Raw genomic sequence first — 14,691 nt, 5'->3', positions numbered from 1 at the left:
GATGACGAAGGGTTAGAGCACGCGCGCCCGATCGGCCAGAGGCGGCACCGCCGGCCAACCCGCGCGGGATTGCATGTTCACTTTTTGTTCTTGATCGCCAAAGGCCGGCCTGCCATCATGCCGCCCACCCGCCACAGGCGCCGTCCCGGAGCCCGCCATGTCCAACCCGTCCCCCATCCGCATCGGCTCCGGACAGCCGACCCGCGCCGCCGCGCGCACCCTGTCCGACGAGTCGTCCACCCTGGCCGGCATCCGCCATGGGCGTGGCGCCACCCTGTCGCCGCCCGACCGCTTCGCCCGCCATCACTCGTCCCCGGTCGATGACGGCTGGGGCAGCGTGGCCGCGGACGACGCCGCCCCGCGCACCGAACTCACATTCGAGCAGGCGCGCACCATCATCACCCGCAACGACAGCCCGGATCTGGGCTTCGACCGGTCGATCAACGCCTATCGCGGGTGCGAACATGGCTGCATCTACTGCTTTGCCCGCCCCACCCACGCCTGGATCGGCCTGTCGCCGGGGCTGGATTTCGAAACCCGCCTCACCTGCAAGCCGGATGCCGCCCGCCTGCTGGAGCGGGAACTCCGCCATCATGCCTACCGGGTCCGCCCGATCGCGCTCGGCACCAACACCGATCCCTACCAGCCGGTCGAACGCCAGACGGGCCTGACCCGCGCCATCCTGGAGGTGCTGGACCGGTTTTCCCACCCGGTCACCATCGTCACCAAATCGGCCGGCATCCTGCGCGACCTCGACCTTCTGGCCTCATTGGCCACGCGCAACCTGGTGCGCGTCAGCCTGTCGGTCACCACGCTCGATACCGAACTGGCCCGCAGGATGGAGCCTCGGGCCTCCACCCCGGCCCGGCGGCTCGACGCCCTGTCGGCCCTCGCCGCCGCCGGCATTCCCGCCGGCGTCCTGGCCGCACCGATGATCCCGGCCCTCAATGACCACGAACTGGAAGCGATTCTCGGCGCCGCCGCCAGGGCCGGCGCCTGCGATGCCGGCTACGCGCTGCTGCGCCTGCCGCTGGAGGTCGCACCGCTGTTCGCGGACTGGCTGGCCCAGCACTACCCCGACCGCGCACACCACGTCCTGCACCGCATCCGCGCGATGCGTGGCGGCAGGCTGAACGATTCGACCTTCGGCGAGCGCGGCCGGGGCCAGGGCGCGCATGCCGACCTGCTGGCCCAGCGTTTCGCCCGCGCCCGCCGGGCACTGGGGCTCACACGCGGGCGGCCGCTGGACTGCACGCGCTTCGCGTCCCCCCCACCGCCGCCGGAACCGCAACTCTCCCTGTTCTGACGAATACGCCCACGAAACGGAAGGATTTCGTGCGGCGGAAGCCGTCGGGCGGTTGCATCCGGCGCGCCGGCCCGGCATGTTCCCGCGTCGCCGGCCCTCCGCCGGCATCGACACGCGAACAGGGAGCCGGCCGGGCCGAGCGTAAGGAGCACCCTTTTCAGTCATGATGTATTACAGCCGGCTCAAATTGGCCTCGGTCGTCGCCGTTTGCTTCCTGGGGGTGCTGCTCTGCCTCCCCAATGCCCTGCGCCAGCCCGCGCCGACGGTGCCGTGGCGCCAGATCCACCTGGGGCTCGACCTCCGGGGCGGCTCCTACCTGCTGATGCAGGTGGACATGAACAGCGTCACCGCCGACCGCCTGCGCACGCTGGCCGACGGCACCCGCCAGGCGCTGCTCGGCGCCGGCCTGGGCTACCGCGATGTCGCGACCGACGCGCACGCCGGCACCGTGACCTTCACCCCGCGCAGCCCCTCCGAAACCGAGGCGGACCTCAAGGCCCTGCGCGCCATGCCCATGGCGGTGCCCAATGAATTCGCGGTCGCCCAGCGGCCCGATGGCAGCATCGCCGTCACGCTCTCGCCCGAGGCCATGCGCCTGCGCGCGACCGACGCCGTCACCCAGTCGATCGAGATCGTGCGCCGCCGCATCGACGCGACCGGTGCCGTCGATCCCGAGATCACCCGCCAGGGCGACGACCGCATCGTGGTCGAACTGCCCGGCATCAGCGATCCGGAGCGCGTCAAGCACCTGCTCGGCACAACGGCGAAGATGACCTTCCACATGGTGCAGGACAACGCGCTCGGCTCCGCCGTGCCCGGTCCCGGCGTCAGCCTGCTGCCGATGATGAACGCGCCGGACCAGAAACTGCCGGTCGCCGATCATGTCGATGTCGATGGCTCGGACCTGACCAACGCTTCCGCCGCCATCGACCAGCAGACCGGCGAATGGGCCGTCAATTTCACCTTCGATTCCATCGGCGCCCGCGCCTTCGCCGCCACCACGCAGGCCAATGTCGGCCGCCGCTTCGCCATCGTGCTCGACAACAAGGTGGTGCAGGCCCCGGTCATCCGCAGCGCCATCAGCGGCGGCAACGGCCAGATCAGCGGTGGGTTCGATGCCCAGTCGGCCACCGACCTCGCCCTGCTGCTGCGTGCCGGCGCCCTGCCCGCCCCGCTGTCGGTCATCGAACAGCGCACCATCGGCCCGTCGCTGGGTGCGGACTCGATCCGCGCGGGCATGATCAGCCTGGGCATCGGCTTCGCCCTCGTGATCGTCTTCATGGCGCTGTTCTACGGCCGCTTCGGCTGGTACGCGAATGTCGCCCTGCTGGCCAACCTGGTGCTGATGGTCGCCATCCTGTCGCTGTTCCAGGCCACGCTGACCCTGCCCGGCATGGCCGGCATGCTGCTGACCCTGGGCATGGCGGTGGATGCCAACATCCTGATCAACGAACGCATCCGCGAGGAAATCGCGCGCGGCCGCACGCCCCTGGCGGCGATGCAGGCCGGCTTCGAGCGCGCGACCTCCACCATCCTGGACAGCAACGCGACCGCGCTGCTGGCGCATATCATGCTGTTCGCCTTCGGTACCGGCCCGGTGCAGAACTTCGCCCTGACGATCATGATCGGCATCGTCACGACGCTGTTCACCACGCTGCTGCTGTCGCGGATGCTGATGGTACGCTGGTACGCCCGCACCCGTCCCACTGTCCTGCCGGTCTGAGGCGCATCACCATGTTCTCTCGCCCCCTCCTGCGCTTCGTGCCCAACGGCACAAAAATCAACTTCATGCGCGGCCGCTTCATGGGCCTAGCCACCTCGGCGGTGCTGTCGATCGCGTCCGTGATCCTTTTCCTCCATCCCGGCCTGACCCTCGGGCTGGATTTCCGGGGCGGCATCGTCGTCGAGGTCCGCACCCAGGGCCCGGCCGATTTCGGCCAGGTCCGCGCGGCGCTGGCCACCCAGCATGTCGAGGCCGCCGGCGTGCAGTCCTTCGGCGCCCCCGACGACGTGCTGATCCGCCTCGACGCGCCCCCGGCCAGCAGCGCCGATCACGAGGCCCGCACCCAGGCACTGGTCGATTCGGTCCGCCACGCGGTCGCCACCCTGCCGGGCGCGCAGGTCCTGCGCGCCGATGCCGTCGGCGCCTCGGTCTCGGCCGAACTGTTCCGTGACGGCATGCTGGCGCTGGGCATCAGCCTACTGATGATCCTGGGCTATATCTGGTTCCGTTTCGAGTGGGAGTTCGCGGTCAGCGCCGTCATCACCCTGATCCTCGACCTGACCAAGACCGTCGGCTTCCTGGTCATCACCCATTTCGAGTTCGACCTGGTGATGGTCGCGGCCATCCTCACGATCCTGGGCTACTCCACCAACGACAAGGTGGTGGTCTACGACCGGGTGCGCGAGAACCTGCGCAAATACCGCACCATGCCGCTGGCCGAACTGATCGACCTGTCGATCAACGAGACCCTCAGCCGCACGCTGGGCACCTCCACCACCGTGTTCCTGGCGGCCCTGCCGCTGGCCCTGTTCGGGGCCAGCCTGTCCAGCTTCGCGTGGGTGATGCTGTTCGGGATCGTGGTCGGAACCTCGTCCTCGATCTTTATCGCGGCGCCGATTCTGCTGTTGCTGGGTGAAAAGCGCCTGCGGCGGGACTCCCGCCCCCCCCGCTGACCGACGGCGGCGTCAGACAGCCGGCGGTCGCGCCGCTGTTTGCCTGCTGCACGCAGTCCAGTACCATCTCGATGGCCAGTTGCACCCGCTTCTGGCCATCCACCGTCGGGTGCATCATGTTCCGCGCCGCCAACTGGCGGGCATAGAGGGTCGCCGCCACCAGATCGCGCGCCTGATCATGCATCAGCCGTCCATCCGACAGCCGCCCCTTCACCATCCCCTGGGCGATGAAATACGTATCCAGGCTCAGATACGCCTGCAACGGCAGCGGCAGCCTGCTCACCGGCTGAATGCTCTCGGCGGGCGCCCCGCCCTGGCATCCCGTCAGCCCGACAAAGGCCGTCACCAGCAGCGATGCCGCCAGCCTCCGTCGCCCGATCCTGTTCCAGCTTTTCGTCATCGCCAGAGCCTAGAGCAGAATCGACCCCCGTTCAAAACACCTCATGATCGAAACGGGTCATGACGAACAACGCCTCCACCTCCACCCCTGCCCCCTCACTCGGCCCTGACCGGCGCATCCCGATCTTGCGGGCCACATTCATCGAGCCTTCGTTCCCCGGTGCGATGCCGGCGACGATCCGCCCCAATCCCAGCGTACCGAACGCATGCGCCACAACCGGCAGGGCGGCTTCCGTCGCGTATCCCCGCCCCCACGCCCGGCGGACGAACCGCCAGCCGATCTCGATATCGGGGCCGTTTCCATCACAGGGGATCAGCAACACCCATCCGAGAAAGCAATGCGGCTCATGCCGGTCGAACACCGACCAATATCCGAGCCCCCGGCCGAAATCGGCCGTCATCCTCTCCCGCACGAACGCCTCGTGGCGTGCGGAATCGTCCCAGGGACCGGCCACGAAGCGCGTAACCTCCGGATCACGATCCATCGCCAGACAGGCGTCCAGATCCGCCATCACGCGGGGCCTGACGACAAGTCTGCCGGTATGAAAGGTCGGAAGATCGCTCACGACGCCCTCGCCGCATGGACGACGCCGCTCCTATTCGGCGGCGCCCGCCCGCAGAATATCGATCATCTCCTTCTCGAAAAGAGACGGCGCGACCGCGGCATCCCGCAACATGCCGTGACTGAGATCGATCCTCTTCTTTCCATTCGCAAGGATAAGCCCGTCATCGCATGCCACGACGAGTGCATGCAGGTCATGCAGGGCCGTGATCAGTGTCAGACCGTCGTCGACCATCTGACGCAACGCCAGGCGCAGGTCGAAAATCGCAACCGGATCAAGCCAGTTGAACGGCTCGTCCAGAATGACCAGCTTTTGCCCACCCGCGAAGGCGGCGGCGATGGCCAGCCGCTGTTTCATCCCGGCAGAGCAATTGCCGATCCATTGATCCAGCAACGGGTCCACGCCCAGCGCCTGGCGCAGAGGGCCGAGATTCCGACGCACGCGGTCGAGATGTCCTCCAACGAATGCAAGCATTTCGGAGGCACGCAAACTATCGGGCAGACGATCGGCCGGCGGCGCGAAGCCGAACTGTTCGGCCCGCCCGGCCCGATCCGCGATCATGTCCTCTCCGCCGATCAGGCAGGCCCCGCCCGAAAACGGCAACCGGCCGGCCAGGGCCTTGAGCAGACTGGTCTTGCCCGATCCATTCGCCCCGACCAGGCCAAACCACGAACCGCGCTGGATATCCAGATCGACCGCGTGAACGACCGTCCTGCCCTGATGCGCGACCCGAACGCCTCGAAGAGACACGACCGGCGTCATGCGACGATCCATGTCCGCGCCGCCGCCCGGCGGACAAGCTGCCAGATGAGCATGATCAGGAAGAGGGGCAGCACGATCGGCAACATGTTTGCGATCACGACAATCATGGCGAGTGTCAGCATGATGACCAGCGAGGCCGCCTGTTTAGCGTAAAGCAGGGCAACCAGAATATTCAGCGATACGAGAAACAGGCTCCCACCCGAGACGGCGAGCAATACGCCACCCCCGGCCGGCCCGATGGCAAGAAAGGCAACCAGCGCGGCCGGAACACAGAACGCGACCAGCCCCCGTACGTGATGGCGGATGACATGCCACGGCGCATGCCCGGCACCCGCCATGAACCGCACCACGGCATGATCGATGCCGGTCAATGCCAGACCGATGACAGCCGCCCCGATCCCCGCTAACCACAGGCGCGCGGTCTGATCGGGCAGTCGCGCAACGAGCAGGAGAACCGGCGCCAGCACGACGGCCGCCCCCAAACCGGCCAGCCAGCGACGCGGCCAGATGAGAACACGCCGCCTGACCGCCGCCGCCCTCACCGGCGCTATCGACCGCACGACATGAAGCGTCACCTGCCCACACAAGGCACCCGCGACATATCCAGGCACGATGACCGGCAGCAGGGCCGCGCGCAGGACCAGCATCATGAAGGCCGCAACGCCGAACCCGACCAGATGCCACGCCATTTTGTATTGTCGGCGCTCTTGGCGCCGCAATGCCGCGACAGGCAACAGGCCATCGGTTTCGTGAAAGGCAAGCCGGCCGTCCAGAAACCGCTCGATCCCGAAACCCAGCAGACACGCCACGCCCCCGCCCCCCCCTGCCGTCATCGGCCAAGGCTGGCTCCCTCCCCAGAAATGGAGGAATGACAGAAACCCCGCGAGTATGAAAAGGGCCAGCACCCGGTCACGCCGCAAGGCAAAGCAAGCCTTGATGGCATTTTTCATGCTTCTGCGCTCAAGCGCGAACAACCTCGCCGCAAAACCAGAAGAACGATCCGGGCGATGCGCCACGATCACGGCTTCTTCGGTCAAGCTAGGTTTGATCGCCGTCATGACCCTATCCATATCGCCCGCAAGGATTTCTGTCGAACAGCGGCAAGGTCCATGGAGGGGTCGCATGTCAATGACCGGCGGGGCATGACGCGCCTATGAAATTCCCTGTAGTCCTTTGGCTTTTTACCCGAAACTTTATCTGTTCCATTCGGGCCGCATCGTCCATACCGACGCGCCGCCCCTTCAACCTCCGAAACCAAGGATGAGATCCATGACCCAACGTGTCGCCCTCGTGACTGGCGGAAGCCGTGGAATCGGCGCCGCGATCGCCGCGAAACTGGCTGAAGACGGCTTCGACATCGCCGTGACCTACGCCAGCAACGCCACCGCCGCCGCCCAGGTCGTGGCCACGATCGAGGCCCTCGGGCGCCGGGCGGTGGCCATCCAGGCCGACGGCGCCACGACCCACGGCAACATCGCCGCCATCACCCAGACCGTGGCGACCCTGGGCCGGCTGGACATTCTGGTGTGCAATGCCGGGATCTACCCCTACGGCCCGATCGGCGAGATGACAGTGGAGCAGATCGACCGCACCCTGCACCTGAACGTGCGCGCGGCGATGGTGGAAACCATGGAAGCCGTCAAACATATGGGTACCGGCGGCCGGCTGATCTATATCGGCTCGGCGTTCGGCGCGCGCGCGCCCTTCCCCGGCATCTCGCTCTATTCCGCCACCAAGGCGGCGCTGGGCGGCTTCGCCCGCGGCGTGGCGCGCGACCTGGGCGCGCGGGGCATCACAGCCAACGTGGTGGAACCCGGCCCGATCGACACCGACCTCAACCCGGCGCACGGCGACGCCGCGGCCACCATCCGCGGCTTCACCGCCACCGACAGCTACGGCAAGGTCTCCGATATCGCGGATATGGTGTCGTTCCTGGCCAGCCCCCGCGCCGGCTACATCACCGGCACATGCCTCGCCGTCGATGGCGGCCTAACGGCCTGACAGCCCGCCGCCACCCGCCAGCGCGGATGGCGGCGCCCCCGTCTCAGGGCGTGGTCTTCTTCGCGGCCAGCAGGTCGCGAATATCTTCCAGTAGCACTTCGCTGCGCGGCGGCGGCGGCGGCGGCGGCGCGGCCGGAGCGGCCTCATGCTTCACGGTCAGCCGGTTCACGGCCTTGACCACCCAGAAGATGACGAAGCCGATGATGATGAACTGGATCAGCGCGTTCAGGAACAGCCCGATATTGATCGTCACCGCACCGGCCTTCTGTGCCTCCGCCAGGGTCGCCAGATGCGGCCCGCGCAGCGTGACGAAGACGTTGGTGAAGTCGATACCGCCGATCAGCAACCCGATGAAGGGCGTAAAGATGTCCTTGACCAGACTGTTGACGATCGCGGTGAACGCCGCACCGATGATGACACCGACCGCAAGGTCGACGACGTTTCCGCGCATGAGAAAGGCGCGGAATTCCGAAACCCATCCCGGAGTATGGATGGACGGGGCCTTGACGGACATGGAGCCTCCTTGTGCATTGCCGACACGGAATTGATAGCAATCCGGTTGATACCACATGAACAACAAAACACAGGCCGCCGCGTTGCATGCGGCAATCGTCTGCCGATCGCTTCAAACCAGCCCGGCGGAACGCCGGAACGCCGGCAGATAGGCGTTGATCCCGCGCCGCGCCTCATCTATACGCCCATGCAAACGCCCCCGGTCGGCATCGGCGGGTCCAGCATGAAGGTTTGACGATGAAATCCGGCATTCACCCCGACTATCACGAAATCAATGTCATCATGACCGATGGCACCGAATACAAGACCCGTTCCTGCTACGGGCAGCCCGGCGCGACGCTGCGCCTGGACATCGACCCCAAGTCGCATCCCGCGTGGACCGGCGTGCAGCGCATGCTCGACACCGGGGGCCAGGTGGCGAAGTTCAACAAGAAGTTCGGTGGTCTGGGCCGCCGCGCCAAGGCGTAAAGGCCGCGGGGGCAACATCCCCCGCCCGCCACATCGGCATGTTTGCAGAGCCCTGCCCCTTGAACCGGGGGGCGGGGTTTCTCACATCAGGGATACGGAAACGCCATTCGGGTTTCCGCCAGTCAGGCTCCGGCCCGCTCGTCGAGGGGCCAAATACGGCCGGCTGAATTGACCTTGCTGTCGAGGAGGTTGACATGACCTATGATTTCGCACCGCTGTTCCGTACCGCCATCGGTTTCGACCGTCTGGCGCGCCTCGTGGACAATGCCGCCCAGAACCCGGCGGGTCCGTCCTATCCCCCCTACAATATCGAAAAGCTGCGCGAGGACAGTTACGTCCTGACCATGGCGGTCGCCGGTTTCGGCCCCGAGGATATCGAACTCACGGTCCAGGACAACACGCTGGTGGTGGCCGGCCGTCTGGCCAATGCCGCGCCCGCGGGCGAAGTGCTGCATCGCGGTATCGCCACCCGGGCCTTCGAGCGCCGCTTCGTCCTTGCCGACCACATCGTGGTCGACAACGCGGACCTGACGAACGGCCTGTTGCGCGTCGCCGTCCGGCACTTCGTGCCCGAGGCCCTGAAGCCCCGCCGCATTCCCGTCGGTACCGGCGCCCCCGCCGTTTCGGCCCAGCCCGCACCGGCAGTAGCCAATGACGGCACAAACGCGGCGCCAGCCGAACACGCCGCCTGACCGTCCGCACGGTTCGGGCAGTACAGTCCACACAACAGGGGGCCGGGCGCAAGTCCGGCCCTTTTTTCATGGCCGGCACACGCCGCCCGCCCTTGACCCACTCCCCCGAACGGCCCCATATCGGTCATCAAGTCATTGCGCGTCTGCAGGCACGCAGCGGTGGACCGGGTTCCGGGACGCTGACATGGACCGGGTGCCTGCGCGGCGCCACCCATTGCGCAGTTAGGACCCGTTATCATGAATGCACTGCCCCTGATGCCGAAGGCCACCGCCGTGTGGCTGATCGAAAAGACGGCACTGACCTTCACCCAGATCGCGGAATTCTGCGGCATGCACCCGCTGGAGGTCCAGGCCATCGCCGATGGCGAAGTCGCGCAGGGCATCGTGGGTTACGATCCGGTCGCCAATCACCAGGTCCGTCCGGACGACATCGCGCGCTGCGAAGCCAATCCGGACCTGCGGCTGAAGGTGCTGTCCACGCCCAACCCGATCCATCGCCGGGCCAAGGGCGCGCGCTACACCCCCGTCGCCAAGCGCAACGACCGCCCCGACGCGATCGCGTTCGTCCTGCGCAATTTCCCGCAGCTTTCCGAGCCACAGATCGTCAAGCTGCTCGGCACCACCAAGGACACGATCGCCAAGGTGCGCGACCGCCAACATTGGAACAGCGCCAACATCAAGCCGCGCGATCCGGTGATTCTGGGCCTGTGCAGCCAGACCGACCTCAACGCCATGGTCCAGGCCGCGAACGAGCGCCTGACCCGCGAAGGCCAGGCCGTCCCGGTGCCGCTGGAAATCGGCGAAGACGCCAACTGACCGGCAAGGGCGGGCAGATCATGCCCGCCCGTCTCCTGTCTGGTCGCCCAGGCTCACGCCGGATGAGAAAGCCGCTCGATTTCTTCCTTGATCCGCAGCTTCTCCACCTTCAGCCGTCGCAGAACGCTCAGGTCCGGCGACGGTCGGTGGTCCTCGTCGAAGATTCTGTCATCGAGGCGGGCGTGACGCAGGCGCAGGCTACGGAGTCTGGGTTCGTGGGACATGATGCCTCCAGCGAGTTGCGTTTCCGACAGCAGATAGCCTAGGCCAGCCACGCTGGCGCGGTGCATGCTAAAATTGCAGGACTCACCAAGGCGGTCATGCGCGCTATCGGGTTCTCGCCATCGCGGCAAGAGTCGGTAGAATGCGTGACCGACCACATGCGAGACGGGGTACAATGCTGACTGACCGGGATACCGTGCTCCGTAAGCTGCACGAACTGCGCAGCGAACACCGCGACCTTGATACCGTCATCGGCCGTCTGGCGCTGCATCCGATGGATCAGCTCCAGCTCCAGCGGCTGAAGAAGCGCAAGCTGCTGCTGAAGGACGAAATCTCGTGGCTGGAAAGCCGCCTGATCCCCGACAGCATCGCCTGAACCTCCCTCTCTCCCCTCTCCGCAGTCCCGAAAGCCGACCAGCGTGACCGATACGCCTCCCCCCCTCTCCCCCCATTCCACCTCCCAGGCCGAGCCTCGGGTCGGAATGATCATGGGCAGCCAGTCCGACTGGGAAACCATGCGGCATGCCGTAGCGGTGCTGGAGGCGCTGGAGGTCGCGCACGAGGTCCGGATCGTCTCCGCGCACCGCACGCCCGACCGCCTGGCCGACTATGCCCGCACCGCCGCCGCGCGCGGGCTCTCGGTCATCATCGCCGGCGCAGGCGGCGCCGCGCATCTGCCGGGCATGTGCGCGGCCTGGACCATCCTGCCGGTTCTGGGCGTACCGGTGGAATCCCACGCCCTGAAGGGCATGGACAGCCTGCTGTCGATCGTCCAGATGCCCGGCGGCGTGCCCGTCGGCACACTGGCCATCGGCAAGGCGGGCGCCATCAACGCCGCCCTGATGGCCGCCTCGATCCTGGCCCTGAACGATACCGGCCTGTCCGGCCGGCTGTCGGCCTGGCGCCAGGCCCAGACCGACGCGGTCGCGGACAGCCCGTCTCGATGAGCGCGCCTTCCTCTCCCGCCGCCCTGCCCCCCGGCGCGGTCCTGGGCATCGTCGGCGGCGGCCAGCTCGGCCGCATGTCCGCCATCGCCGCCGCCCGCCTGGGCTACCGGGTCCATATCCTGACCAACGAGCCGGACGGCCCGGCGGCGCAGGTCGCCCACACAATCACCATCGGCGCCTATGACGACCCCGACGCCCTGCGCCGCTTCGCCACGGCCGTCGATGTCGTCACCTTCGAATTCGAGAATATCAGCGCCGACGGGCTGGAACTGCTGGCAGCCCTCCGCCCGGTACGCCCGTCCGGCCGTATCCTGCGCATCAGCCAGGATCGCGTGGCCGAAAAGCGCTTTTTGACCAAAGCCGGCATTCCCGTGGCGCCATGGCGCGAAGTCGGCACGCCCGCCGACCTGTCCGCCGCCCGTGCCGATCTCGGCCTGCCCTTCATCCTCAAGACCACCCGCCTGGGCTATGACGGCAAGGGCCAGAGCCGCATCCATCGCGACGAAGACATGCAGCCCGCCTTCGACACGCTGGCCCCCCATCCCCTGGTCGCGGAAGGCATGGTGGATTTCGCCTGCGAAATCAGCGTGATGGTCGCAAGAGGGCTGGACGGCATCGCGGTCACATTCGACGTGACGGAAAACCGCCACCGGAAAGGCATCCTCGACCTCAGCCTCGCTCCCGCCCGTGTGCCCGAGACGATCCGGGACGATGCCCGCAAGATCGCCCTGCGGATCGCCGACGCGCTGGACCTGGTGGGACTGCTGGGTGTCGAGATGTTCGTCGATCGCGACGGCCGGGTCCTGGTCAACGAGATCGCGCCGCGTCCGCACAATTCCGGCCACTGGACCATGGATGCCTGCCCGGTCGACCAGTTCGCCATGCATGTCCGCGCCGTCACCGGCCTGCCGTTGCCTCCGGCCGTCCGGCATTCCGACGCGGTGATGAAGAACCTCGTCGGCCCCGACGACATGGCGCTCTGGCCGGCCATCCTGGCGACGCCGGGCCTGCTGCCGCATCATTACGGCAAGGTCGAAGCGCGGCCCGGCCGCAAGATGGGCCACGTCAACGTCCTGTTCCCCGCCGGCGCATTGCCCGGCGAATTCGGAGTCGACGCCGCCTTGGGGCCGCTGGCCGAAGGCCACGGCCGGCAGGACGACCCCACCGGCTAAAGCCCTGCTTCCAGGGGGGAAATCCCCCCTGGAAACCCCTACGATTCGGCGTCGATCGCCAGGGTTTTTATCTTCCGGTGCAGGGTCGACCGGCTGATCCCCAATTGCCGCGCCGCCGCGCTGACATTGCCCCGCGCGGAGGCCAGGGCCGCCTCGACCACCGCCTTCTCCGCCACGCGAAAGCCATCCCGTCCCGGCCCCCGCTCGTCCATCAGGCAGAATGCCAGCTCGTCGCCGTCCTCCAGCCCCATTTCCCGGCGCGCGGCATGGGTAGCACCGACGACCCGGCGCTCGGCATCCAGCGCCAGCAACGGGGCCGACGTTCCATCATCCGCCCCCATGGTCACGATCATGTGCCCGCGATACAGGTCGCTGAAACAGCGCGCCTCGATCCGCCGCGCCGCCTCGGTGATCGTATTGCGGATCAGCGCAACATCGCGGGCATCCGGGTCGGGATGATACGAACTGGCATCCAGCGCCCCCGCCAGTCGCCCCAGCGCGTCATAGACCGGCACGGCGGTGCAGGTCAGATAGCGCAGATTCATCCGCCAGTGCTGGTTCATATGCACCGTGACGGGCCGCCGCTCCGCCAGGCAGGTCCCGATGCCGTTGGTCCCTTCCTCGCGCTCGTTCCACCGCGCGCCGGGCCACAGATGCCAGCGCCGGCAGCCGCGCTCGCTGTCCCGCACGGTGCGGCGGGTCAGCACGGTGCCAGTCCGGTCGGCCAGCAGAACCGCATATTCCATGTCGCGCACGATCACATGCAACCGGTCCAGTTCGGCATCGGCAAACCGCAGCAGCGGTCCAGCCTCGTCGCAGGACTGGCGCAGCTCGAAGCACGACAGCAGGTCGGTAAGCCCGGATTGCGCCGGGTCCAGGGCATAATCGCCCTCGCAGCGTTGCCACGATGCGGCAAGCTGCATCCGGGCAACAGCGGCGGCCGGCACGGGGCCGGCCACCCAAGGTGATGGCGTCTGCAACATCATCCGTCTCTTCCGAACGGTTATAGCCTGTCTTCATTTAACCCGTCCCGCCTGTCGCAGGAACGCGACAGAGCGGACAGACCGAGTCACATATTCGTTATTCAAATAACAGTCTTTCTTGTCTCCCGAGTTAATCGGCGTTCCCCTGTGCCGACGGATATCGGGATTCGATATCCCCGGAATAACAGGGAAGATTTCCAATGCAGATCGCACGGGAAACATTGCTTCGCTCCTATCGGGCCATGCGCACGATCCGCGATTTCGAGGAGCGGCTGCATGTCGAATTCGCCACGGGTGAGATCCCCGGCTTCGTCCATCTCTATTGCGGCGAGGAAGCGTCGGGCGTCGGCGTCTGCGCCAACCTGACGGATAACGACACCATCTCCAGCACGCATCGCGGCCACGGCCACTGCATCGCCAAGGGCGTCGAGGTCTCGGGCATGATGGCCGAGATCTATGGCAAGAGCACCGGCGTCTGCCGGGGCAAGGGCGGCTCGATGCACATCGCCGACTTCTCGCGCGGCATGCTGGGCGCCAACGGCATCGTCGGCGGCGGCCCGCCCCTGATGTGCGGCGCGGCCCTGTCGCACAAGACGCTGAAGGATGGCGGCATCGCGGTCGCCTTCTACGGCGACGGCGCATCGAACGAGGGCACCACGCTGGAGAGCCTCAACCTCGCCACGGTGTGGAAACTGCCGGTGGTCTTCGTGGTGGAAGATAACGGCTACGGCGAGGCCACAGGCTCCTCCTTCGCGGTGGCAGGCACGCAGAAGGACCGCGCGGCCGGATTCGGCATGCCCTACCTGGAATGCGACGGGTCGGATTTCTTCGCGGTCTACCAGACGGCCGGCGAAGCCATCGCCCATGCCCGCGCCGGCAACGGGCCGATCATGCTGCATGTGCATCTCCAGCGCTGGTACGGCCATTTCGAGGGCGATGCCATGACATATCGCGCCGCTGGCGAGGTCGCCGAGGCCAAGCGCGACCACGATTGCCTGGACCTGTTCCGCAAGAAGGTGACCGAAGCCGGCCTGCTGGAGCACGCGGAACTGGACGCGATCGACGAAGCCGTACGCGACGAAATCGAAAGCTCGGTCGTCGCCGCCAAGGCCGCCCCGCTGCCCGAGCCCGCCGACCTGCTGGCCGATGTCTATGTCCGGTACTGAGCGCC

At 67.0% G+C, this 14,691-nt stretch carries 18 protein-coding genes; 11 read left to right on the top strand and 7 right to left on the bottom strand.

Features of this window, described 5'->3' with window-relative positions; genetic code table 11:
• The first annotated feature begins 157 nt into the window (after nucleotides 1-157).
• The 3 genes from HLH25_RS04565 (at nucleotide 158) to secF (ending at nucleotide 3,982) form a co-directional block, all read left to right on the top strand.
• Complete coding sequence (locus tag HLH25_RS04565) at nucleotides 158-1,306, top strand: PA0069 family radical SAM protein (protein ID WP_182972952.1); 1,149 nt, start codon at nucleotides 158-160, stop codon at nucleotides 1,304-1,306.
• Between the two features lie 163 nt (nucleotides 1,307-1,469).
• A complete protein-coding gene (gene secD, locus HLH25_RS04560; RefSeq protein ID WP_182972951.1) occupies nucleotides 1,470-3,029 on the top strand; it encodes a protein translocase subunit SecD in 1,560 nt (519 codons plus the stop codon).
• 11 nt (nucleotides 3,030-3,040) lie between these two features.
• Nucleotides 3,041-3,982 carry a protein translocase subunit SecF gene (secF, locus tag HLH25_RS04555; protein WP_114726915.1) on the top strand — a complete coding sequence of 314 codons (942 nt, stop codon included), beginning with the start codon at nucleotides 3,041-3,043 and terminating at the stop codon, nucleotides 3,980-3,982.
• Here the strand turns inward: secF and HLH25_RS04550 are convergent.
• Genes HLH25_RS04550 through HLH25_RS04535 form a run of 4 tightly spaced genes read right to left on the bottom strand, consistent with a single transcriptional unit; the run spans nucleotide 3,912 to nucleotide 6,539 of the window.
• Entirely contained in the window at nucleotides 3,912-4,382 is a 471-nt protein-coding gene (locus HLH25_RS04550) for a hypothetical protein (protein ID WP_182972950.1), read from the bottom strand. The genes secF and HLH25_RS04550 overlap by 71 nt on opposite strands.
• A 31-nt stretch (nucleotides 4,383-4,413) precedes the next feature.
• Entirely contained in the window at nucleotides 4,414-4,947 is a 534-nt protein-coding gene (locus HLH25_RS04545) for a GNAT family N-acetyltransferase (protein ID WP_220791687.1), read from the bottom strand.
• 30 nt (nucleotides 4,948-4,977) lie between these two features.
• Complete coding sequence (locus HLH25_RS04540; RefSeq protein ID WP_182972949.1) at nucleotides 4,978-5,706, bottom strand: ATP-binding cassette domain-containing protein; 729 nt, start codon at nucleotides 5,704-5,706, stop codon at nucleotides 4,978-4,980.
• A complete protein-coding gene (locus tag HLH25_RS04535) occupies nucleotides 5,703-6,539 on the bottom strand; it encodes a hypothetical protein (RefSeq protein WP_220791686.1) in 837 nt (278 codons plus the stop codon). The genes HLH25_RS04540 and HLH25_RS04535 overlap by 4 nt, the downstream gene beginning before the upstream one ends.
• Nucleotides 6,540-6,975: 436 nt before the next feature.
• Between HLH25_RS04535 and HLH25_RS04530 the strand changes: the two genes are divergently transcribed.
• On the top strand, nucleotides 6,976-7,707 hold the full coding sequence (locus HLH25_RS04530) for an SDR family oxidoreductase (RefSeq protein WP_182972947.1): 732 nt from the start codon (nucleotides 6,976-6,978) through the stop codon (nucleotides 7,705-7,707).
• A gap of 43 nt (nucleotides 7,708-7,750) precedes the next feature.
• On the opposite strand, the gene mscL is transcribed toward HLH25_RS04530, so the two are convergent.
• Nucleotides 7,751-8,221: a large conductance mechanosensitive channel protein MscL gene (gene mscL / locus HLH25_RS04525; RefSeq protein WP_182972946.1), complete on the bottom strand. Its 471-nt coding sequence runs from the start codon at nucleotides 8,219-8,221 to the stop codon at nucleotides 7,751-7,753.
• Between the two features lie 236 nt (nucleotides 8,222-8,457).
• On the opposite strand from mscL, the gene rpmE reads away from it, so the two are divergent.
• The 3 genes from rpmE to HLH25_RS04505 all read left to right on the top strand — a co-directional run bounded on the left by rpmE (nucleotide 8,458) and on the right by HLH25_RS04505 (nucleotide 10,196).
• On the top strand, nucleotides 8,458-8,688 hold the full coding sequence (gene rpmE / locus HLH25_RS04515) for a 50S ribosomal protein L31 (RefSeq protein WP_114726912.1): 231 nt from the start codon (nucleotides 8,458-8,460) through the stop codon (nucleotides 8,686-8,688).
• Between the two features lie 194 nt (nucleotides 8,689-8,882).
• Nucleotides 8,883-9,380 (top strand): Hsp20 family protein, encoded by a 498-nt coding sequence (locus HLH25_RS04510; protein WP_182972944.1) that lies wholly within the window; start codon nucleotides 8,883-8,885, stop codon nucleotides 9,378-9,380.
• A 237-nt stretch (nucleotides 9,381-9,617) separates the two neighbouring features.
• Nucleotides 9,618-10,196 (top strand): DUF1013 domain-containing protein, encoded by a 579-nt coding sequence (locus HLH25_RS04505; protein ID WP_182972943.1) that lies wholly within the window; start codon nucleotides 9,618-9,620, stop codon nucleotides 10,194-10,196.
• Nucleotides 10,197-10,249: 53 nt separating this feature from the next.
• Here HLH25_RS04505 and HLH25_RS04500 read toward each other — a convergent pair whose 3' ends face one another.
• A complete protein-coding gene (locus HLH25_RS04500; protein ID WP_182972942.1) occupies nucleotides 10,250-10,420 on the bottom strand; it encodes a YdcH family protein in 171 nt (56 codons plus the stop codon).
• A 173-nt stretch (nucleotides 10,421-10,593) separates the two neighbouring features.
• Here HLH25_RS04500 and HLH25_RS04495 point away from each other — a divergent pair, with 173 nt between their 5' ends.
• The 3 genes from HLH25_RS04495 (at nucleotide 10,594) to HLH25_RS04485 (ending at nucleotide 12,537) form a co-directional block, all read left to right on the top strand.
• On the top strand, nucleotides 10,594-10,794 hold the full coding sequence (locus HLH25_RS04495; protein WP_182972941.1) for a DUF465 domain-containing protein: 201 nt from the start codon (nucleotides 10,594-10,596) through the stop codon (nucleotides 10,792-10,794).
• Nucleotides 10,795-10,900: 106 nt separating this feature from the next.
• On the top strand, nucleotides 10,901-11,365 hold the full coding sequence (gene purE / locus HLH25_RS04490) for a 5-(carboxyamino)imidazole ribonucleotide mutase (protein ID WP_182973083.1): 465 nt from the start codon (nucleotides 10,901-10,903) through the stop codon (nucleotides 11,363-11,365).
• Entirely contained in the window at nucleotides 11,362-12,537 is a 1,176-nt protein-coding gene (locus tag HLH25_RS04485) for a 5-(carboxyamino)imidazole ribonucleotide synthase (RefSeq protein ID WP_182972940.1), read from the top strand. Before purE ends, HLH25_RS04485 begins: the two co-directional genes overlap by 4 nt.
• 38 nt (nucleotides 12,538-12,575) lie before the next feature.
• On the opposite strand, the gene HLH25_RS20480 is transcribed toward HLH25_RS04485, so the two are convergent.
• A complete protein-coding gene (locus HLH25_RS20480; protein ID WP_182972939.1) occupies nucleotides 12,576-13,523 on the bottom strand; it encodes a helix-turn-helix domain-containing protein in 948 nt (315 codons plus the stop codon).
• Nucleotides 13,524-13,720: 197 nt separating this feature from the next.
• Here HLH25_RS20480 and HLH25_RS04475 point away from each other — a divergent pair, with 197 nt between their 5' ends.
• Entirely contained in the window at nucleotides 13,721-14,686 is a 966-nt protein-coding gene (locus HLH25_RS04475; protein WP_182972938.1) for a thiamine pyrophosphate-dependent dehydrogenase E1 component subunit alpha, read from the top strand.
• The last annotated feature ends 5 nt before the right edge of the window (nucleotides 14,687-14,691 follow it).

Origin of the sequence: Gluconacetobacter dulcium (genome assembly GCF_014174165.1) — a bacterium.
Lineage (GTDB): Bacteria > Pseudomonadota > Alphaproteobacteria > Acetobacterales > Acetobacteraceae > Gluconacetobacter > Gluconacetobacter dulcium.
The sequence above is the reverse complement of the archived record's forward strand: the minus strand, read 5'-3'. Positions and strand labels throughout refer to the sequence as shown.